Here is a 23,582-nt window from a genome sequence, read left to right as displayed (position 1 = left end):
CCGCCGCACCCTGTAACAGGAGACACACCATGCAGACCCGTATCCGTCGTATCGCCGTCACCGTCGCCGCGGCAGCCGTCCTGCCGTTGGCGCTGAGCGCCTGTTCCGACGACGCCGGCGACTCGTCGAAAACAGACTCCGGCAGCAAGGCCTCGGCCTCCGCGCCCGCCTCGGGCGACTCGATGGCCGGTTCCGGCAGCGCCTCCGCGGGGGACGAGCCGTTCGGGCCGGCCTGCGCTTCGGTGCCGAAGAACGGAGCCGGCTCCTTCGACGGCATGGCCAAGGACCCGGTCGCCACCGCCGCCTCCAACAACCCGGCCCTGTCGACGCTGGTGACCGCGGTGAAGAAGGCGGGCCTGGTCGACACCCTCAACAACGCCCAGAACATCACCGTGTTCGCGCCGACCGACGACGCCTTCGCCAAGATCCCGAAGGCGGACCTGGACAAGGTCCTCAACGACAAGGCCACGCTCACCAAGATCCTCACCTACCACGTGGTGGGCAAGAAGCTCACCCCCGAGAACCTGGAGAACGGCTCCTTCGACACGCTGGCGAAGTCCAGGCTCACCACCTCGGGCTCGGACGGGGCCTACACGGTGAACGACTCCGCCAAGGTCGTCTGCGGCAACGTCAAGACCGCCAACGCCGACGTCTACATCATCGACACGGTCCTCATGCCCAAGAGCTGACCGCGGACCGACGGCCGGGCGTCGCGCGAGCGCGCCCGGCTCCGGCGTCGCTGGACCTCGGCAGGACGGCACCGAGACGGTCGGGCCGGCCGGCCGGGCCCAGGCGGTCCACGGCTCGTTTTCGGTCAAGGCACTGCGGCTGATCGTCCCGGTGCGAGGCCCGGCGGTCGTGCGCCTCGGCGCGGAACCGGACCGCGGGAGCGCCGTCCCGTGCACCGTACCCCGGCCGAAACCGCACCTGGTGGGGACGGGTGCGGTTCGCTGCTCCCTTGTCGCATGCGGGCGTTGTCCTCGCACGGTGTCGGGCTATGTGCGCGGCCGTCCGCCCACCACCCGAGCAGTGCACGACCCCCGACAGGGCTGAGCGCTGTTTCAGCAGGACTGGAGCGGGTCTCGGCCGTGTGTGGCGGTCGTCGACAGAGATGGCTCAAAAAAGAGGGCCGGAGCGGGGCAGGGCCGCGAGGCGGTTCCGGACTGTCGAAGCGGCCTCGACGCACTTCTCGGGAACATCGCGTCAATACCTGTAACGGCCAACCGGCTTGAACGAATCGGCAGGCGGGCGGCCCCGCGGCCGGGGGCGGTGGCCGCGACGGTCCCCGGACGCCGTGAAGCGACCCGACTTTCCTTCGAGATCCTGGGTTTGAGTGTGAAACGGCGGGATACACGCCCACGTTGGTGGGCTGCCGAACGGTCATCTCCCCTTCAATCTCAGGGGGTTGCCATCCTGTGACCCAACGTGAAAACTGTGAGCGCACTCGGCCGGGATGAATCGTGTCGAAGCGCGTTCTCGGCACGTGAATCGTAGAACAGGGGAGTTCCGCGGAGAGTCGCTGCGCGGAGAAGTAACTGGGGGGACGCAGTGGTGTCAGCTAGGTGCCCTGGGCGCGTGTTGCCAGGTTGCGTACGTGCGGGCCTGTCCGCTGCTCGGCGGGCGTCCGGACCGCTCGGAACCGCCGCCCCGCCGTCCCTGTTCCCCCCTCGGTCCCGCTGACGCCCGGGCCGGCGTCCCCCGAGCGGTGAACGGCCGGCCGCCCCCGGAGGGCCGGCCCGGCCGAGCCGCGCACCGGCCACCGGCGCGGAGCGACCGCCCCGCGGTGGCGCACCCCGCTGGCCGGACCGTGACGGCTGCCGCTGCCCGCGGCCGGCCACCGCGCACTCCGTCGTCCGCCGACGGGTCCGCGCGTCCTCATCCAAGGAGAAACGGTGACAAGCACACAACTGACCGGGGCCGAATCGCCTCTTGACGCGTTACCCGAGCGATGGCGGTCCTTACGCGACGCCGGCCCCGTGACGTACGACGAAGAGCGGCGGCAGTGGCACATCGTGGACCACCAGGGCGTCTCGTCGGTCCTGTCCGACCCGGCGACGTACTCCTCCGACATGACGCCGATCGCCCCCACCCAGGAGGACTTCGAGGCCTTCACGCAGGGCAACTTCGTCGGCATGGACCCGCCGGAACACCGCAAGCTCCGCACCCTGGTGAGCCAGGCCTTCACCCCGCGCGTGGTCCACGGACTCGCACCGCGCATCGAGGCCATCTGCGCGCGGCTGTTCGACGGCGTCGCCGACCGCGACCGCTTCGACCTGGTCGACACCCTCGCCTACCCGCTGCCGATCATCGTGATCGCCGAACTCCTCGGTATCCCCGCCGAGGACCACCGGCTGTTCCAGGAGTGGGCCGCGACCCTCTTCGGCGGTGACCAGCTCGGCGACAGCCTGGACATGGCCGACCTGGAACGTGCGCTGGAGGCCATCGCCCCGACCGTGCGCGAGATGAACGGCTACGTCCTGGACCACATCCGGCACCGCCGCGCCCACCCCGGCGACGACCTGACGAGCAGGCTCCTGGCGGCCGAGGTGGACGGAACCCGACTGGCGGACCAGGAGATCGTCGGATTCGTGGCCCTGTTGCTGGTCGCCGGGCACATCACGACCACCGCGCTGCTCGGCAACGCCATGGTCACCTTCGACCGGCACCCCGGCACGCTCACCGCGCTGCGGAAGGACCCGGACCGGGTGCCGGTCGCCGTCGAGGAAGTCCTGCGCTGCCTGCCGCCCTTCCCCGAGCTGGGCCGGCGCACCACCCGGCCGGTGACGCTCGGCGGTCACGAGATCCCGGCCGACACGCTGGTGATGGTGCACCTGGGGGCCGCCAACCGCGACCCCTCCCGCTTCACCTCGCCGGACGCCTTCGACGCGGCCCGCGACCCCAACCCCCATCTGACGTTCGGTCACGGCATCCACTTCTGTTTCGGCGCCCCGCTGGCCCGGCTGGAAGCCCGCATCGCCCTCCAGATGATGATGGAACGTTTCCCCTCCATCGCGGTGCCCTCGTACGACGACGTCGCGTACCAGAACCCGGCCGTCATCGTCGGCGTACGCCACCTGCCGATCGCCGTCACCCGGCCGTAGCGCGCCGACGCGCACGCCCCGCACCGCTCACCCGCGGGCCGGTCGCGCCCCCTTCCCCACACCCGCTCTCACCAGGAGTCACCTCCCCATGCCCTACCCGATCGCCGCTCCGGCCGCACACCGGCCGTCGACCTCCTTGCACCGGGAGTTGAGCAGCCGCCTCGACTCCCTCGCGCGCGTCCACCGCGTGCCCGGCGCCCAACTGGCCGTGCACACCGGCAGCCACTTCGTCAGCGTGCACACCGGCACGGCCGACGCTGCGGCGAACACCCCGTTCACCGCCGAGACGGCCGTCCCCCTGGGGTCCGTCACCAAGGTCGCCACGGCCGCGGCCGTGCTGCTCCTCGCCGACGACGGGGACCTGGACTTGGACGATCCCGTCAGCGACTTACTGCCCGAGGCAGCGGGGCGGATACCTGATGTGACGGTGCGTCACCTGCTGAGTCACACGGCCGGTCTGCCCACCGGACCCGACTCCGACAGCGCCGTCGGCACCACCGCCTCCCGGTACCTCGCCGAGCTGTGCACCGCCCGGAACACCCTGTTCCCGCCGGGCACCGGCTTCTCGTACTCCAACGCCGGCTACGTCGCCGCCGGCCGCATCCTGTCCGAGGTGACGGGCATGACCTGGCAGGAAGCGGTGGCAGCGCTCGTCCTGGAACCCCTGGGCATCGTCCCCGCCTTCCTCGGCGACGCCGCCCCCGCCCGGCCGGTCGCCAGCGGCCACGCCCTCAACACCGCCACGGGCCTGGTCCGCCCGGCCCACCAGAACCTCGCCCCGGTGGAGGCCCCGGCCGGGGCCCTGCTGGCGAGCGCCGAGGACCTGGTCGCCCTGGGCAGGGCCGTGATCGGCGGGTCGGCCGGGCTGCCGGAGACCGTCGGCGACCGGATGCGGCGCCCCGAGCCGGCCGCCGACCCCGGCGCCCTCGCCGACCACTGGGGCCTGGGCCTCGCCCTCTTCCGGCAGGACGGCCGGGTGTGGTGCGGCCACGACGGGAACGCCCAGGGCACCTCCTGCCATCTGCGGGCGGACGCCGACAGCGGCGTCGTCGTCGCCTTCACCGGCAACGCAGGCGCCGCCACCGCCCTGTGGCGCGACATGGCCGCCGAGGTCGCGCGGCTGACCGGCGTTCGCGTGCCCACCGCCGCGGCCGCCGGCACCGGCCGCGGACCCGCCGTGGCGCTCCCGGAGTGCGCGGGGACGTACCGCAACGGGGGTATCGAGTACGTCGTCAAGCTCGACGGGGACGGCGCGCCGACCCTGTCCGTCGACGGTGACTACCCCATCCCGCTGGTGTGCTACCCGGACCTGTCCTGCGACCTAGTGGATCCGGTCACCGGCCGGGCCGAACCGGGCGGCCGTTTCCACCGGGATCCCGTCACGGGGGCCATCGATCACCTGCAGATCTCCGGACGCGCCGCGCGCCGCACCGGCACCGGCTGACCGCGCGCCGGACCGGCCCTGTCCGGCCGCGCACCCGAGCGGAACGTCTGACGGCGCCCCCTGCCGGCCCCGTCCGGGCACACGCCCCACCGGCTCCGTCCGACGGCGTGTCCTGCCGGTCCCGTTCGACGGCCTGTCCTGCCGGTCCCGTTCGGCCGCGTGTCCTGCCGGCCAGGTCCGGCCGCGTGCCCGACAGGCCCCGTCCGGCCGCGCGCCGCACCGGCACCGTCCGCTCGCACCCGCACCCGCCCCGTACGCAAGGACCCCGTACCGCTCCGGTGTGCCCTCGGGCCGCCCGAGAGCGGCGCGCCGGGTCCGTGCGCCGCCCCCGCCCGAAGGACTGCACCCCGATGACGGACCCGCACGCCCAGCGCCCCGCCACGCCCGTCCCTCCAGCGGCCGGCACCGTCCCGCCGGCCCGCGTCCGCGACGTCTCCCGCCCCGTACCGCTCGGTGAGCTGTTCACCGCGTGCGTGACGCGTGACCCGGGCGCCCCCGCGGTCACCGACGGCCGGAGCACCTGGTCGTACGGCGAACTCGCCCGGCGGGCCCGGCGGCTCGCCGCCCACCTCGTCGCGAGCGGCGCCGGACCGGAGCGGACGGTGGCCCTGGTCCTGCCGCGCTCGATGGACCTGATCGCCGCCGAGCTGGCCGTGGCCCTCAGCGGTGCCGCCTTCCTTCCCGTGGACCCCGACTACCCGGCCGAGCGACGCGCGTTGATGCTCGCCGACGCCGCTCCGGCCGTCGTCCTGGACGACCTCGACCGGGTGCGCGCACTGTCGGACGGCGCAGAGCACGAGACCCACCCGGCCCCGGGCCCGACGCTCCCCGACCACGCGGCGTACGTCATCTTCACCTCCGGCTCGACCGGCACCCCCAAGGGCGTCACCGTCACCCACCGCGGCATCGCCGGTTTCGCCGCGGCGGCCGCCGAGCGCTACGCCGTCGGCCCGGGCGACCGGGTGCTGCAGTTCTCCTCGCCCAGCTTCGACGCCTCCGTGCTGGAGCTGTTCATCTCCGTGCTGTCCGGAGCAACTCTGGTCGTCCCGCCCCACGGGCCCTGGCTGGGCGACGAACTCGCCGCCGTCCTGGGCGAACACCGCATCAGCCACGCCCTCATCCCGCCGGCCGCCCTGGCCACCCTGCCCGACCCGGAGGACCTCGGGGGCCTGCCGGCGCTGCGCACCCTGATCGTCGGGGCCGAGGCGTGCCCGGCCGCCCTCGTCGACCGGTGGGCACCCGGCCGCCGCATGATCAACTCCTATGGGCCGACCGAGGCCACCATCGTCGCCACCTGGACCGGGCCGCTGACCGCCGGCACCGGCACACCCGCCATCGGCCGTCCGCTGCCCGGCACCGAGGCGCACGTCCTGGACGCGGCGCTGCGCCCGGTGCCGCCGGGCGGCGAGGGCGAGCTGTACGTGGGCGGAGACGGACTGGCCCGCGGCTACCTGGGCCGCCCCGGACTGACCGCGACCCGGTTCGTCGCCCACCCGTCCGGGCCGCCCGGCGCCCGGCTCTACCGCACCGGCGACCGGGTGCGCCGACGCGCCGACGGCGAGCTGGAGTTCCTCGGCCGTGCGGACCGGCAGGTCAAGGTCCGCGGCTTCCGCATCGAGCCCGGCGAGATCGAGGCCGCCCTGTTGCGGGACCCCGGCATCCGCGAGGCCGTCGTCGTGGTCCGCGACGAGGAACCCGCCCGCGGCCGGCTCATCGGCTACGTCACCCCCGCCGACCTCGCCCACCGGCCCGAGCCGGCCCGGCTGCGCGCCTCCCTCGCCGCCGCCCTGCCCGCCCACATGGTGCCCTCCGCCGTCGTCGTGCTGGACGCGCTGCCGCTCACCCCGCAGCACAAGGTCGACCTGCGGGCGCTGCCCGCCCCCGGCGCGACGCCGGCCGAGCGGTACGTCGCGCCGCGCACCGACGACGAGCGGGCCCTGGCGGCGATCTGGGCCGACGTCCTCGGCGTCGACACCGTCGGCGTGACCGACGACTTCTTCGACCTGGGCGGCGACTCGATCCTCGCGGCCCGCACCCTGACCCGCGTCCGGGAAGCGTTCGGCGTCCGGCTCACCCTGCGCGACGTGTTCACCGCGCGCACCGTCGGCGCGCTCGCCCCGCTGACCGCCGATCCCGCCGCCCCGCCGGAGCCGATTCCCCGGGCGCCGCGCTCGCAACCCGTCCCGCTGTCCAGCGCCCAGCGGCGCCTGTGGTTCCTCGACGACCTCGCCGACGGCGGCACCGAGTACAACACCGGCGTGGCGCTGCGGCTGCGCGGCCCCCTCGACACGCCTGCCCTGGAACGCGCCCTGCACCGGCTCGCCGCCCGCCACGACTCCCTGCGCACCACCTTCGCCACCGTCGACGGACAGGGGGTCCAGCTCGTCGCCGCCGAGGCGGAGCTGCCCCTGCGCACCCGCGAGGTGGAGCACGTGCCCGACGACCAGCGGGACCAGGCCGTCGAGCGCCTGCTGACCGAGGAACTGCGCCGGCCCCACGACCTGACGACCGGGCCCCTGACCCGGGCGCTGCTCATCCGCCGGGCACCCGAGGACCACGTGCTGCTGCTGGCCCAGCACCACATCGTCACCGACGGGTGGTCGGTCGGTGTCCTGACCCGGGACCTGGCCGCGCTCTACCGCGCGGAGGCCACCGGCGAACCCGACGGCCTGACCCGGCCGCACGTGCAGTACCCCGACTTCGCGCTGTGGGAGCGCGAGCGGCACACCGCCGACGCCCACGCGGACGACCTCGCCTACTGGAAGCGCCACCTCGACGGCCTCCAGCAGCTGGAACTGCCCACCGACCGGCCGCGCCCCGCGGTGCGCACCACCACGGGCGCGGCGCACCGCCACGCGATACCGCGCCCCCTGGTGGACCGGCTGCGGCAGCTGGCAGCGGGCCGCGACACCACCGTCTTCACGGTGTTCGCCGCGGCGGCGGCCGTGCTGTTCGCCCGCTACTCCGGGCAGCGGGACGTGGCGTTCGGCACCGTCACCAACGGGCGGGACCGCCGCGAACTGGAGGACGTGACGGGCTTCTTCGCCAACACCGTCGTGCTGCGCGGCGAGGTCGACGACGCCCTCACGGTGGACCGGTTCGTGCAGAGCGTGCGCGCGACCGTGCTGGACGCGTTCGCCCATGACGGCGTGCCCTTCGACCGGGTGGTCGAGGAACTCGCCCCGCCGAGAGACCCCAGCCGCACCCCGCTGGTGCAGGCGCTCGTGGTCCAGCAGGCGGCGCCCGCCCGGCTGCCGGCCGCCGCCGGGGTCCGCATCGAGGACCACCCGCTGCCCCGACCGGCCGCCCGCTTCGACCTCGTGCTGGAGTTCGCGCCGCTGGCCGACGGAGGCCACGAGCTGACGGTCGAGTACAACACCGGCTTGTTCGACGCGGCGACCGTGGCCCGGATGAGCCGTCAACTGCACCGGCTGCTCGAAGGCATGGCGGACGGCCCGCAGCGGACGCTGGCCGAACTCCCGCTGCTGTCCGACGACGAGCGGCGCGTGCTCCTGGACTCCTGGAACCCGCCCGCACCGGCCGGGAGCCGGGGCGCCGGCGCCACACTGCCGCAGCTCTTCGAGGAGCAGGTGGCCCGCACGCCCGGCCGGACCGCCGTCATCTGCGGCGAGACCCGGCTGGACTACGCCGGGCTGAACCGGCGCGCCAACCGTCTCGCCCGGCTGCTGGCGGCACGCGGCGCGGGCCCGGAGTCCCTGGTGGCGCTGTGCCTGCCGCGCACGGCCGACCTGCTGCCCGTGCTGTGGGCCGTACTGAAGTCGGGCGCGGGATACCTGCCCGTCGACCCCGGCTACCCGGCCGAGCGCATCCGCTTCATGCTCGCCGACGCCGGCCCCGCCCTCGTCCTCGCCACCCGGGAAACGGCGCACGCGCTGCCCGGGGACTGTGAGCCCCTGCTGCTGGAGGACGTGGCAGCCCTCGACGCCGGTGCCACGGCCCCGGCGGATGCCGACGCCGCTGCCGCAGCCGACGCCGCCTCCGACGCGCGGAGCCTGACCGACGCCGACCTGACCGTCGCCGACGCCGCCTCCGACGCCGACGCCGACCTGACCGACGCCGACCGGGCGGCACCGCTGCGCCCGTCCCATCCCGCCTACGTCATCTACACCTCCGGTTCCACCGGCCGCCCCAAGGGGGTCGTCGTCACCCACGGCAGTGTGGCCGCGCTGGCCGCCTGGGCGGGGGAGACGTTCGGTTCGCGCGGGTTCTCCCACGTCATTGCCTCCACCTCCCTCAACTTCGACGTGTCCGTCTTCGAGCTGCTGTGCCCCCTGCTGGCCGGCGGCAGCGTCGAAGTGGTCGCCGACCTCACCGCCCTGGCCGACCTCCCCACCGGCGGTTCCCGGCCGCGGCGGGCCGGACTGCTCAGCGGCGTGCCGTCCGCACTGTCCCGGGTGCTCGGCGACGGCGCCCTCGTGGCGGACACCGTCGTCCTGGCCGGCGAGGCCCTGCCCGCGCGGACCGTCCGCGACATCAACAACGTCATGCCCGCCGCCGAGGTGGCCAACATCTACGGCCCCACCGAGGCCACCGTCTACGCCACCGCCTGGTTCGCCGGCGGCACCGTCCCCGCCCAGGCGCCCCCCATCGGCCGTCCCGTCGCCCGCACCCGGGCCTACGTGCTGGACCGTCTGCTGCGCCCCCAGCCGCCGGGCGTCACCGGCGAGCTGTACCTGGGCGGCGGCGGACTCGCGCGCGGTTACCTGCACCGCCCCGGCCTGACCGCCGCCCGCTTCGTCGCCGACCCGTTCGGCGCTCCCGGGGACCGCATGTACCGCACGGGCGACCTGGTGCGCTGGAACGCCGACGGCCGGCTCGAATACCTCGGCCGGGTCGACCAGCAGGTCAAGGTGCGCGGCTTCCGCATCGAACTCGGCGAGGTGGAGGAAGCCCTGCGCGGCTGCGCGGGCGTCGCCGAGGCCGCCGCCACCGTCCGCGACGGCGACGGCCACCGCCGCCTCGCCGGATACGTCGTCCCCGCCCCGGGCGCCCGGGTGGAGCCCGAGGCCGTACGCCGTGAACTCGGCCGCACCCTGCCCGACTACATGGTCCCCGCCGCCGTGGTGGTGCTGCCCGCCCTGCCGCTCAACCCCAACGGCAAACTGGACCGCGGCAAGCTCCCTGACCCCGCGCCGGCCGGACCCGCCGCACGCCACGTCGCGCCCCGCACCCCCACCGAGCGCACGCTCGCCGCCATCTGGGCCGGCGTGCTGCACGTGGAGCGCGTGGGCGTGGACGACAACTTCTTCGCGCTGGGCGGCGACTCCATCCTCAGCATCCAGGTCGTGGCCCAGGCCCGGCAGGCAGGCCTGACGATCACCTCGCGCGACGTCTACCAGCACCAGACGGTCGCCGCCCTGGCCCGCCGTGCCGACGAGACGGGCACCCGGCGGACCGCCGCCCCGCCCGCTCCTCACGAGGCCACCGGCGCCGCGCCGCTGACCCCCATCCAGCACTGGCTGTTCGGCAGCGCCGCCGAGCGCGCCGGGCACTTCGCCCAGACGCTCTCGGTGGAACTGCCCGCCGACGTCGACGCGAGCGCGCTGCAAGCCGCCCTCGACGACTTGGTGACCCACCATGACGCGCTGCGGTCCCGCTTCCTCGCCGACGACACGGGCGTACGCTGGCTGATCGACGGGCCGGCCGCGCGCTGCCCCCTCACCCGCCACACCGGCCCGGACACCGACGCCCCGCACCTCGGTCCGTACGACCTGGCCCACGGCCCGCTGCTGCGCGCCGTCCTGCACGACCGGGGCGACGGGCGGCCGCCCGTCCTGCACCTGTCCGTCCACCACCTCGTCGTGGACGGAGTCTCCTGGCGCCTGCTCCTCGAGGACCTCGAACGCGCCTACCACGCCCGCCGCGCGGGCCGGGACGGCGCTGCCGCGCTGCCCGCCAAGTCCTCCCCCCTGCGGCAGTGGGCCGAGCGGCTGGCCGCGCACACCGCCGCCGGCGGTTTCGACGACGAACGGGCGTACTGGAGCGGGCAGACCGAAGGCGCCGGGGCGGCTCTGCCCGCGGACCGGGAGGGCACCGGCACCTACGCCTCCCAGCGCTCGGTGACGGTGCGGCTCGGCCCCGAGGACACCGAAGCGCTGCTGCGGACCCTGCCCGAGACGTACCGCACCCAGGCCAACGACGTCCTGCTCGCCGCCCTCGGCCGGGTGCTGTGCGGCTGGAGCGGACACGACCGGGTAGTCGTCGACGTCGAAGGACACGGCCGCGAGGAGCTCTTCGCCGACATCGACACCAGCCGGACCGTCGGCTGGTTCACCACCCGCCACCCCGTCGCCCTGGCCGTCCCGCCCGAGGCGGACTGGGACGGCGTGCTCAAGCAGGTCAAGGAACACCTGCGGGCGGTGCCCCGGCACGGCATCGGCCACGGCGCCCTGACCCTGCCCGGCCGCGACACACCCCTCCCGGCGACCGGCGCGCAGATCAGCTTCAACTACCTCGGCCGGTTCGGCCTGTCCGAGAACCCCGAAGGGCTGTACCGCGGCCTGGTCCGTCCGCTGGAGCTGGACGCCGACCCGGCGGGGGCACGCCCGCACGCCCTGGAGGTCGTGGGGCGGCTCGACGGCGACAGCCTGGAATTCACCTGGTTCCACTCCGACCAGGTGCACCGGCCGGAGACCGTCGCCGACCTCGCGGAACGCTACGCCGAGGCGCTGGCCGGTCTCGCCCGGTACGCGTCCCGCCCCGGCGCCGCTGGACGCACCCCCTCGGACTTCCCGCTGGCCCGGCTCGACCAGACCCACGTGGACCGTGTCGTGGGGGAGGACCCCGCGGGCGTGGAGGACGTCCACCCCCTGACGCCCACCCAGGCCGGCATGCTCTTCCACCGGCTCTCGCAGGACGACCGGGGTGTGTACTTCCAACAGCTGACGTTCGTCCTCGACGGCGTGTCCGACCCCCGTGTGCTGGCCGACGCCTGGCAGCGGATCACCGACCGGACCCCGGTGCTGCGCTCGCGGGTGGTGTGGCAGGACGTGCCCGAGCCCCTGCTCGTGGTGCAGCGGCGGGCGGCCGTGCCGGTGGACCTGCCCGACTGGCGCGGTCTGACCGCCGCCGGCCGGGACGAGCGGCTGCGCGACCTGCTCGACCGCGACCGCGCCCGGGGCGTCGACCTGACCCGGGCACCGCTCCAGCGTCTGGTGCTGGCCCGGGTCTCCGACCGCGCGGTCCGCGTCGTGTGGTCGTTCGACCACCTGATCCTGGACGGCTGGAGCCTGTTCCAGGTGCTCTCCGACGTGTTCGCCTGCCACGCCGAACTGTCCGGCACGGGACGGGCCGCGCTGCCCGAGCGCCGCCCCTTCCGCGACTACGTCGCCTGGCTGCGTGAGCGAGCCGACGGCGCCGAGGCCGAACGGCACTGGCGTTCCCGGCTGAACGGCCTGAGCGAGACCACCGCGCTGCCCTTCGACCGCGAGCCCCGCGAGAGCCACCGCGCGGAGTCGACGGCGGCCGTGCGCGTCACCCTGCCCGAGCCCACCACGAAGGCGCTGCAGGAGCTGGCCAGGACGGCGGGGCTCACCATGAACACCCTCGTGCAGGGCGCCTGGGCGGTCCTGCTGAGCCGCCAGGCCGGCCGGGCCGAGGCGGTCTTCGGCACCACCGTCTCCGGGCGGCCCGACGACCTGCCCGGCGCCGACGCCATCACCGGCCTGTTCATCGCGACCCTGCCCACCCGGGTGACCGTGCCGCGCGACGAGCCGCTGCTCACCTGGCTGGCCCGGCTCCAGCAGGAGCAGAGCGAGGACCGGCGCCACGACCACGTGCCGCTGCACCGGATGACGGCGTACACCGACCTGCCCGAGCGGGCCTCGCTCTTCGACAGCATCGTGGTGTTCGAGAACTACCCGGTCGACGACGACCTCGCCGCCGCGCACGGTCTGCGGCTGACCGGCCTGGACGGCGTCGAGACCACCAACTACCCGCTGAGCCTGGTCGCCTACCCCGGCACGGAACTGGCCCTGCGCCTCGGCTACGACCCGGACCTCTTCGACGCCGGCACCGTCGAGCGGATGGCCGAGTACCTCACCGTCCTGCTGGAGGGCTTCGCCACCGCCCCGCAACAGGCCCCCGCCCGCCTGCCGTTGCTGACGGCCGCCCGCCGCGAACAGGTGCTCCGCACCTGGAACGACACCGCCACCGGCACCCCCGCCGCGACCACCGCGGACCTCTTCGCCGCGCAGGCGGAACGCACCCCCGACGCCCTGGCACTGCTGGCGGGCGACCAGCGGCTGACCTACCGCGAACTCGACGCCCGGGCGGCGGCCCTGGCCGGCCGGCTGGCCGCGCTCGGGGTGCGCCCGGAGGCCGCCGTCGGCGTGCTGATGGACCGCTCGACCACCCTCGTCGTCGTCCAGCTCGCCCTCGCCCGCCTCGGCGGCGTGTACGTCCCGCTCGACGGCCGGGCCCCCCGGGAACGGCTGCGGGCCATGCTCGCTCAGGCCGGCGCCGGACTGCTGCTCACGGACGCGGAGTGGCACGAGACGGCCGCGGACCTGCTCCCCGAAGGGCGCGTCCTGCGCCCCGACGCGGACGCCGAGGGGCCGACCGCTGACCTCGCGGCCGTGCCGCGTGTGCACCCGGACAACGTCCAGTACCTCATGTTCACCTCCGGCTCCACCGGCACCCCCAAGGGCGTGGCCGTACGGCAGCGGGACGTCGCGGCCCTCGCCCGCGACCGTGCCTTCGCCGGCCACGACCGGGTGCTCGTGCACTCCCCGCACGCCTTCGACGCCTCCACCTACGAGCTGTGGGTGCCCCTGCTGCGCGGCGGCACGGCCGTGCTCGCCCCGCCCGGTGACCTGGACGCGAACGCGGTACGCCACGCGATCACGGAACAGGGCGTCGCGTGCGTGTTCCTGACGATCGGTCTGTTCCGCCTGTTCGCCCAGGAGGACCCGGCCTGCCTGAGCGGCGCACGGGAGGTGTGGACCGGCGGTGAGGCCGTGCCCGGCGCCGCCGTAGGGCGCGTGCTGGACGCCTGCCCCGGCCTCACCGCCGTCGACGTGTACGGCCCGACCGAGACCACCACCTTCGCCACCCATCAGGCCTTCCACGCCGGTGACCCGCTACCCGCGACCCTCCCCATCGGCCGTCCCCTCGACGACACCCGCGTCTACGTCCTGGACGGCGCGCTCCAGCCGCAACCACCGGGCGTACCGGGGGAGTTGTACGTCGCGGGCGCCGGACTGGCCCGTGGCTACGCCGGGCGCCCCGGCGCCACCGCGGCCCGCTACCTGGCCGACCCCTACGGGCCGCCCGGCGGGCGGATGTACCGTACCGGCGACATCGTGCGCTGGAGCGCCGACGGCGCGCTGCACTTCGTGGGGCGCGCTGACGACCAGATCAAGATCCGCGGCTTCCGCGTCGAGCCCGCCGAGATCGAGGCCCGGCTCACCGCCCACCCGGCGATCGCCGAGGCGGTCGTGTCGGTCTCCCGGCACGAGGGACGCAAACGCCTGGTCGCGCACCTGGTGCCGGCCCCCGGCGCGGTCGTGCCGCCCGCGGCCGAGCTGCGCGCCCACGTGGCCGGGGAACTGCCCGACTACATGGTCCCGGCCGCGTTCGTCGGTCTGGCCGAGCTGCCCCTGACCGCGAACGGCAAGGTGGACCGCCGCCGGCTGCCCGAACCCGAGTGGTCCGCGGCGGCCGACACCGCCTACCGCGCGCCGCGCACCGAGGCCGAACACGTGCTGGCCGGCATCTGGGCCGAGCTGCTGGGCGTGGAACGGGTCGGCCTCGACGACCACTTCTTCATGCTGGGCGGCGACTCCATCGTCAGCATCCAGGTCGTCTCCCGCGCCCGCACCGCGGGCCTCGCGCTGACGCCGCGGGACCTGTTCCGCCATCCCACGCTCGTCGACCTGGCCGCCGCCTCGACCGGCGCCCGCGCGGCCGTCGCGGACACCGGCCCGGTGTCCGGGCAGGTCGCGCTCACCCCGATCCAGCACTGGTTCCTGGACGCCGAGCCGCCGCACCCCGAGTACTTCAACCAGTCGGTGGTCGTGGAGACGCCCACGGACGTCGACCCCGGCGCGCTGAACGCCGCCCTGGCCGCGCTGTGGACCCACCACGACGCGCTGCGCGCCCGCTTCACCCGCGCGGCGGACGGCACCTGGTGCCAGGAGTACGCCGCCGCGGACGCCGATGTGCCTCAGCTGCTGCGCGTGCACGACCTGAGCGGCCACGACGCGCAGGCCGCGTCGGAGGCCGAGGCCCGTCTCACCCACGAGGCGCACACCGGCTTCCAGCTGGACACCGGACCGCTGCTCGCCGCGCGCCTGTTCACCGGCCACGGCCGGTCCCCGCGCCTGCTGCTGACGGCCCATCACCTGATCGTCGACGGCGTCTCCTGGCGCGTCCTGCTGGAGGACCTGGAGACCGCCTACCGGCAGGCCGGGGCCGGCGAGCCGGTCCGGCTGCCGGAGCGCACCACCTCCGTGCGGGAATGGGTGCGGCGGCTCACCGACCGCACCGGCGAGGCGGACCTCGCCGCGCAGCGCGCCCACTGGGCGGACGTCGCCCGGCACTGCGCCGAACCGCTGCCGGAGGACCTCGACGGCGGCAACACCGTCGCCGACCTGCGCGCCGTGACCGTACGCCTGGACCGGCGGCGCACCGAGGACCTCCTGCGCAAGGTCCCCGGCGTGTACCGCACCCGCGTCGACGACGTCCTGCTGACCGCCCTCGGCCGCGTCCTGGCCGACTGGACCGGCCGCCGCACCGTCGCCGTGGGCCTGGAGGGGCACGGCCGCGAGGACCAGCACTTCGACGACCTCGACCTGTCCCGCACGGTCGGCTGGTTCACCAGCCTCTACCCCGTCGCCCTCGACCTGCCCGAGGGCGACTGGGGCGCCGCGCTGAAGGCGGTGAAGGAACAGCTGCGGGCCGTGCCCGACCGGGGCATCGGCTACGGCGCGCTGCGTCACCTCGCGGGCGACGAACGGCTCGCCGCCGCGCCGCTGCCCGGCATCAGCTTCAACTACCTGGGCCGGTTCGACTGGTCCGCCGCCGACGCCGAGCTGGTCCGGGCCGTGCCCGGCGGTCTGGACGGCGCCGAGGACCCCGGGGCGCCCCGCCCGCACCTGCTGGACGTGGTGGCCCGCGTCGAGGACGACGAGCTGGAGGTCACATGGCACTACAGCGGCGGCCGCCACCGCGAGGAGACCGTCGCCGCCCTCGCCGAGGGCATGCTGCGCTCGCTGGAGGAGATCGTCGCGCACTGCGCCACCCCCGGGGCCGGCGGCCGTACCCCTTCCGACTTCCCGCTGGCCCGGCTCGACCAGGCGGCCGTGGACCGGGTCGTGGGCGACGGCCGCGGCGTCGAGGACGTGTACCCGCTGACCCCGATGCAGGCGGGCATGCTGTTCCACAGCCTCCTGGACCCGCAGGGCCGCACCTACGTCAACCAGGTGCAGGTCGTCCTGTACGGCGTCACCGACCCGCACGCACTCGCCGCTGCCTGGCAGGACACGGCCGACCACAACGCCATCCTGCGCACCCGCCTGGTGTGGCAGGAGACCGCCGAACCCCTCCAGGTGGTGGAGAAGCGGGCCGCCGTGGCGGTCACCCACCACGACTGGACCGGCCGGCCCGCCGAGCGGTGCGCGCGCGAGACCGAAGCGCTGCTGGCCGCCGACCGCGAGGCCGGCATCGACCTCGGCGCGGCCCCGCTGATGCGGCTCGCGCTGATCCGGCTGGCACCGGACCGGGTGCGCATGGTGTGGACGTTCCACCACGTGCTGCTCGACGGCTGGAGCGCGGCCCAGGTCTTCGACGAGGTGTGCGAGCGGTACGCGGCCCGGACCGAAGGCCGCCGCCCGCAGGTGCCCGACCGGGCCCCCTTCGCCCGCTACCTTCGGTGGCTGACCGCCCAGGACACCGCCCGGGCCGAACAGCACTGGCGCGACACCCTCGCCGGCTTCGCCGTGCCCACCGAACTGCCCCGCGACCGGCGCCCCGCCGACGCCCACCGCGCGTCCTCCTCGGGCACGGTGCGGATGAGCCTCGGCACGGAGGTGTCGGCACGCCTGAGGGACACCGCCCAGCGGGCCGGACTGACCGTCAACACGGTGCTCCAGGGCGCCTGGGGACTGCTGCTGCACCACTACGGCGGCGGCGACGACGTCGTGTTCGGCACGACCGTCTCCGGCCGTCCGGCCGAACTGCCCGGCGTGACCGCCATGGTGGGCCTGTTCATCAACACCCTGCCCACCCGGCTGCGCATCGACCCGGACCGCCCCCTGCTGGAGTGGCTGCGCGAGGTGCAGGCCGCCCAGTCGGAGTCCCGGCGCCACGACTTCGTGTCCCTGGCCCAGTTGCAGTCGTGGAGCGACGTGCCCGGCGGCACCGGCCTGTTCGACAGCATCGTCGTCTTCGAGAACTACCCGTTCGACGCGGGCGCCCTGGCCCGGCACGGACTCGCCGTCGAGCAGGAACGCGACGTCGAACCGACCAGCTACCCGCTCAGCGTGGTCGTCGCCCCCGGCGACGACGTCACCGTCAGCCTCGACTACGACCCGGCCGCCTTCGACGCGGCCACCGTCGAGGGGATCGGCGCGAGCCTGCGCACCCTCCTGACACAGCTCGCCGCCGACGCCGACCGGCCCCTGGCCGACCTCACCCCGCTCTCCCCGGCCGACGGGCGCCGCCTGCTGGAGCGCCTCGCCGGACCGGGCGCGCGGCTCCCGCGGCGCACCCTCCCGGACGCCTTCGCGGCCCAGGCCGCCCGCACCCCCGACGCGCCCGCCGTCGGCTCCGGCGCCGAACACCTCACCTACCGGCAGCTCGACGAGCGCGCCAACCGGCTCGCCCGCCTGCTGATCGACGCCGGAGCCGGGCCGGAGCGGTTCGTCGCCCTGGCCCTGCCCCGCACCGCCGACCTGATCGTGGCGCTCCTGGCGGTCCTCAAGAGCGGCGCCGCCTACCTGCCCGTCGACCCCGGCTACCCGGCCGAGCGGATCGCGTTCCTCTTCGAGGACGTCCGCCCCGACGCGGTCATCACCAGCGCGGAGACCTCCGCGCGGCTCCCGGACGGTCCGTACACGCGGATCGCCCTGGACGACCGGGCGTGCGCGGCCCGGCTGGCCGCCGCGTCCGCCGCACCCGTCGGCGACGGCGAGCGGCGCGCCCGGCTGCTGCCGGACCACCCGGCCTACGTCATCCACACCTCCGGCTCCACCGGCCGGCCCAAGGGCGTCGTCGTCGCGCACGCCTCGGTGGTGGCGCTGACCGAGTGGGCCGCCGCCGAGTTCACCGGCCGCGGACTCGCCCACGTGGTGGCGTCCACCTCGCTCAACTTCGACGTGTCGGTGTTCGAGATCTTCTCGCCGCTGCTGGCGGGCGGCCGGGTGGAGGTCGTCCGCGACCTGCTGGCCCTCGCCGAGCGGCCCGAGCCGTGGCGGGCGGGGCTGCTCAGCGCCGTGCCCTCCGCCCTCGGCCGGCTGCTGGCCGAGGACACCGTCCACGTCGGCGCCGACACCGTCGTCCTGGCCGGGGAGGCCCTGCCCGCCCGCGCCGTCCGGCAGGTGCGCGAGGCGATCCCCGGCTGCCGCGTGCTCAACATCTACGGCCCCACCGAGGCCACCGTCTACGCCACCGCCTTCACCTGCGACCCGGCCGACCCCGACCGCGTCCCGCCCATCGGCCGGCCCGTCGGCGGCGCCCGCGCCTACGTCCTGGACGCCCGTATGCGGCCCGTGCCCGTCGGGGCACCCGGTGAGCTGTACCTCGCCGGGACCGGGGTGGCCCGCGGCTACCTCAACCGGCCCGGCCTGACCGCGGGCCGTTTCCTCGCCGACCCCTTCGGCCCGCCCGGCAGCCGCATGTACCGCACCGGCGACCTGGTGCGCTGGACCGCCGACGGCGACCTGCTGTACCTGGGCCGCCGTGACGACCAGGTCAAGGTGCGCGGCTTCCGCATCGAACTCGGCGAGCTGGAGGCCGCGCTGGCCCGGCACCCGCGGGTCGCCGCGGCCGCCGCCCGCGTGGTCGAACACGACGGCCACAAGCGCCTCGTCGGCTACGCCGTGCCGCGCGACGGCGACCTGCCGGCGCCGGCCGAGCTGCGGGAGTTCCTCGCCCGCACCCTGCCCGACCACCTGGTCCCCGCGGCCGTGGTCTCCCTGGAGCGGCTGCCGCTGGGCGCCACCGGCAAACTGGACCGGCGCGCCCTGCCCGAGCCGGTGTGGTCCGCGGCCCCCGCCACGCGGGACTCCCGGCCGCCGCGCACCGCCACCGAACGGACCCTCGCCGCGATCTGGGCACAGGTGCTGGGCGTGCCCGACGTGGGCGCCACCGACAACTACTTCGCGCTCGGCGGCGACTCCATCCTCGGCATCCAGATCGTCTCCGCGGCCCGCCGGGCCGGACTGACCCTGACACCCCGTCACCTCTTCGCCCACCAGACGATCGCCGAACTCGCCGCCGCGGTCGACGCCTCACCCGCCGGCCCGGCCACCCCCACCGCCGACCAGGGCCCGGTCGTCGGGGACGTCCCCCTCACCCCCGTACAGCACTGGCTGTTCGACACCCTCACCGGCGACCCGGCCCGCTTCACCCAGGCGGTCTCCCACGAGGTGGCGCCCGACACCGACGAGACGCTGCTGCGCGCCGCCCTCGCGGCGGTACTGGAGCAGCACGACGCGCTGCGCACGCGGTACGAGCACACGGGCGAGCGGTGGCGGCAGCTGGGCACACCGCCGGGCGCCGCACCGCACCTGGAGGTGCACCGCGCCCCGGAGGAACCGGCCGCCGTGGCCGCCGCTCTCAGCTCGGGGTTCGACCTGACCGGCGGGCCGCTGCTGAAGGCCGCTCTGTGCCGGCGGGACGGCGACCTGCCGCCCGTGCTGCTGCTCGCCGCCCACCACCTGGTCGTCGACGCGGTGTCCTGGCGGGTGATCCTCGAAGACCTCGACACCGCCTACCGGGCGCTCCTGGCCGGGGCAACCCCCGACCTGGGCGCGAAGACGACCTCCTTCCGCGACTGGGCCCGGCACCTGGCCGCGCACACCGCCGACGGCGGCTTCGACGACGAGGACGCCCACTGGAGCGCGCTGCGGCCGACCGACCTGCCGGCCGACCTCCCCGGCGGCAACACCGCCGCCGACGAGGAGACCGTGACGGTCAGCCTCGGCGCCGAGGAGACCGAGCGCCTGCTGAAGGAGGTCCCCGACGCCTACCGCACCCGCGTCAACGACGTCCTGCTGTGCGCGCTCGGCCGGGTCCTCGCCCGCTGGACGGGCCAGGACCGGGTGGTCGTCGCGCTGGAGGGGCACGGCCGCGAGGACCTCTTCGACGGCGTCGACCTGTCCCGCACCGTCGGCTGGTTCACCACCATGTTCCCCGTCGGCCTCGACGTGCCCCGCGACGCCGGCCTCGGCACCGCGCTGAAGACCGTCAAGGAGAACCTGCGGGCCGTCCCGCGCGGGGGAGTGGGCTACGGCGCGCTGCGGCACCTGCACCCGTCGCGACCCGAACTGCCCGACCTGCCGCAGGTGGGCTTCAACTACCTCGGGCAGCAGGACCTCAGCGCCACCGGAGACGGTCTGCTGCGGGCACCCCACGAGGGCCTGACCGGCGGCATGGACCGCTCGGCGGACCGGCCCCACCTCATCGACGTGCTCGGCCGGGTCACCGGCAAACGGCTGGAGTTCACCTGGTCGTACTCCCGCGCGGTGCACCGGCAGGAGACCGTCGCCCGCCTGGCCGAGGAGACGGCCGGGGAACTGCGCCGGATCGTCCGGCACTGCGCCGAGCCCGGCGCGGGCGGCCGCACGCCGTCCGACTTCCCGCTGGCCGCCCTGGACCAGGCAGCGGTCGACCGGCTCGTCGGTGACGGCCGGGACGTGACGGACGTCTACCCGCTCACCCCCACCCAGACCGGCATGGTCGTGCACGGCATGGACGAACCCGGCGAGGGCCTGTACGTCGAGCAGATCACCTTCGTCGCCGACGGCGTGCGCGACCCCGCGCTGCTCGCGGACGCCTGGCAGCACGTCGTGGACGCCACGCCCGTGCTGCGCACCGCCGTCGCCCTGACCGGAGTCCCGGCGCCGCTGCAGACCGTGCACCGCCGCGTCCCGCTGCCCGTCACCCGGCTCGACTGGAGCGACCTCGACCCGGCGGGGCAGGCAAGCGCACTGCGCGGGCTGCTCGACGAGGACAAGGCCCGCGGCATCGACCTGCACCGCCCGCCGCTGCTGCGCGTCACCCTGATCCGGCTCGGCGCGGACGAGGTGCGCGTGGTGTGGACCTTCCACCACGTCCTGCTGGACGGCTGGAGCGTCTTCCACGTGCTGTCGGACGTGCTCCAGGCGCACGCCGCGCTCGCCGCCGGGACCGAGCCGCGACTGCCCCGGCGGCGGCCCTTCGCCGACTACGCCGCCTGGCTGGCCGGCCGGGACACCGCCGCCGCCGAGGAGCACTGGAAGGCCGCCCTCGCCGGATACGCGGCGCCCACCCCGCTGCCGTACGACCGCAGGCCCGCCCCGGGCGCCGCCGCCCGGTCGGGCACCTGGCTGTCCCAGCGGCTCGACGCGGACGGCACCGCCCGGCTGACCGGCTTCGCGCGCCACCACCGGCTCACCCTCAACACCCTCGTCCAGGGCGCCTGGGCGCTGCTGCTGGCGCGCGCCGGGGGCGGTGGGGAGGTGTGCTTCGGCACCACGGTCTCCGGCCGGCCCGCCGACCTGCCCGGCGCGGACACCATCACCGGCCTGTTCATCACCACCCTGCCCGCGCGGGTCACCGTGGACGAGTCCGCGCCGTGCACCGCCTGGCTTCGAGAGGTGCAGGCCGCCCGCGCCGAGGACCGGCGCTTCGACCACGTGCCGCTGACCGACCTGCACCAGTGGAGCGAACTGCCGCCGGGCACGCCCTTGTTCGACAGCCTGCTGGTGTTCGAGAACTATCCGGTCGGCGACGCCACCGCCGGTGCGCACGGCGTGCGCGTGCACGGCCTCGACGCCCGCGAGGCGACCAACTACCCGCTCACCGTGGTGATCTCGCCCGGCGACGAGCTGACCGTGGAACTCGGTTACGACCCGCGGTACTTCGACGAGACCACCGCCGAGGCCCTGGCCGCCCGGCTGACGCACGTCCTGACCGCCCTGGCCGCGTCCGGCGACGAGACACCGCTGCACACGGTGGACGTCCTGCCGCCCGCCGAACGCCACCGGCTGCTGCACGGGCCCGCCCGCCCGCGCCTGGCGCCGCCGCCCCCGGCGACGCTGCCCGCGCTGATCGAGGCCGCCGTCGACCGGTGGCCGGACCGACTCGCCCTCGAAACGGGGGAGTCGACGCTCACCTTCGCCGAGGCGGAGGCCCGCGCCAACCGGCTCGCGCACCGGCTCATCGCGCGCGGCGCGGGGCCCGGCGACCTGGTCGCGCTGGTCCTGCCGCGCTCGGCGGACATGGTCCTCGCCCAGCTCGCCGTGGCCAAGGCGGGCGCCGCGTTCCTCCCGGTGGACCCCGGCTATCCGGCCGAGCGGGTCGCGCTGATGCTGCGTGACGCGCGGCCCGCCGTCACCCTGACCGCCGAGGAGGTCGCCGGCCTGCTCGCCGCACCGCCCGACGGCACGCCCGGCCACCGGCCCGCCGACACCGACCGCGTTCGCCCGCTGCACCTGGACGACCCGGCGTACGTCATCTACACCTCCGGCTCCACCGGCACCCCCAAGGGCGTCGTCGTCACCCACCGGGGACTGGCCGCGTTCGCCGCCGCCGAGGCCGCGCACTACCAGGTCGGCGAAGGGGACCGCGTGCTGGCCTTCGCCACGCCCAGCTTCGACGCCTCGGTGCTGGAACTGTGCATGTCCCTGCCGCACGGCGCCGCCCTCGTCGTACCCCCGCCCGGCCCGCTGCTCGGCGCCGAGCTGGCCGGCGTCCTGCGCGACGCGCGCATCACGCACACCCTGCTGCCGCCCGCCGCGCTCGCCACCCTCCCGCCGGACACCCCCGGCACCCTGCCCGACCTGCACACCCTGATCGTCGGCGCGGACGCCTGCCGGGCCGAGCTGGTCGCCCGGTGGGCACCGCACCACCGCATGGTCAACTCCTACGGCCCCACCGAGGCCACCGTCGTCGCCACCTGGTCCGACCCGCTCGTCCCGGACGGGGAGGCACCGCCCATCGGCCGCGCCCTGCCCGCCACCGCCGCCTACGTCCTCGACGCGCGCCTGCGCCCCGTCCCCGACGGCGTGCCCGGCGACCTGTGGCTGGCCGGACCGGCCCTGGCCCGCGGCTACCTGGGCCGCCCCGGCCTGACGGCGACCCGCTTCACCGCCGACCCGTTCGGGCCGCCCGGCACGCGCATGTACCGCACCGGCGACCTGGTCCGCCGCGACGCCCGCGGCGAACTGCGCTACCTGGGCCGCACCGACCACCAGCTCAAACTGCGCGGCCACCGCATCGAGGCCGGTGAGGTGGAGGCCACCCTGGTGCGCCACCCGGCCGTCCTGGACGCCGTGGTGAGCGTGCGGGAGGACGAACCGGGGCTGCCGCGCCTGGTGGCCCACGTGCTCGCCGCCCCCGGCGCCGAGCCGCCCACCGGCGCCGACCTGCGGGCCCTCGCCGCCCGCACCCTGCCCGGCCCCATGGTGCCCTCGGCGTTCGTGGTGATGGACCGCTTCCCGCTCACGGAGAACGGCAAGACCGACCGGGCCGCCCTGCCCGCCCCCGTCCCGGAGACCCGGGAGCCCGACGCGGGGTACACCGCGCCGCGCACGCCCACCGAGGAGGCCGTCGCCGCCCTGTGGGAGGAGGCCCTGGAGACCACCGTGGGCGCCGAGGACGACTTCTTCGCCCTGGGCGGCGACTCCCTGCGCGCCCTGCTCATCGCCTCCCGCGCCAACGACGTCTTCGGCGTGAGCCTCACGCCCCGCGACGTCCTGGTGGGCCGCACCGTCACCGCCCTGGCGGACCTGGTGGAGGAACAGGTGCTGAGCGAACTCGAAGACGCCGCACGCGGCGACAGCGACCACGATGAACGGTGAGGACCGGACGAC

At 75.4% G+C, this 23,582-nt stretch carries 4 protein-coding genes; all 4 read left to right on the top strand.

Features of this window, described 5'->3' with window-relative positions; genetic code table 11:
• The first annotated feature begins 29 nt into the window (after window positions 1-29).
• The 4 genes from ACIGAN_RS04190 (at window position 30) to ACIGAN_RS04175 (ending at window position 23,570) form a co-directional block, all read left to right on the top strand.
• Complete coding sequence (locus ACIGAN_RS04190) at window positions 30-689, top strand: fasciclin domain-containing protein (protein WP_399854742.1); 660 nt, start codon at window positions 30-32, stop codon at window positions 687-689.
• Window positions 690-1,976: 1,287 nt separating this feature from the next.
• Window positions 1,977-3,101 (top strand): cytochrome P450, encoded by a 1,125-nt coding sequence (locus ACIGAN_RS04185; RefSeq protein ID WP_365740580.1) that lies wholly within the window; start codon window positions 1,977-1,979, stop codon window positions 3,099-3,101.
• An 88-nt stretch (window positions 3,102-3,189) separates the two neighbouring features.
• On the top strand, window positions 3,190-4,545 hold the full coding sequence (locus tag ACIGAN_RS04180) for a serine hydrolase domain-containing protein (protein ID WP_399854741.1): 1,356 nt from the start codon (window positions 3,190-3,192) through the stop codon (window positions 4,543-4,545).
• A 350-nt stretch (window positions 4,546-4,895) separates the two neighbouring features.
• Window positions 4,896-23,570 carry a non-ribosomal peptide synthase/polyketide synthase gene (locus ACIGAN_RS04175; protein WP_399854739.1) on the top strand — a complete coding sequence of 6,225 codons (18,675 nt, stop codon included), beginning with the start codon at window positions 4,896-4,898 and terminating at the stop codon, window positions 23,568-23,570.
• Window positions 23,571-23,582 lie beyond the last annotated feature (12 nt).

This window comes from Streptomyces sp. NPDC085931 (assembly GCF_044540565.1).
Classification (GTDB): domain Bacteria; phylum Actinomycetota; class Actinomycetes; order Streptomycetales; family Streptomycetaceae; genus Streptomyces.
The sequence above is the reverse complement of the archived record's forward strand: the minus strand, read 5'-3'. Positions and strand labels throughout refer to the sequence as shown.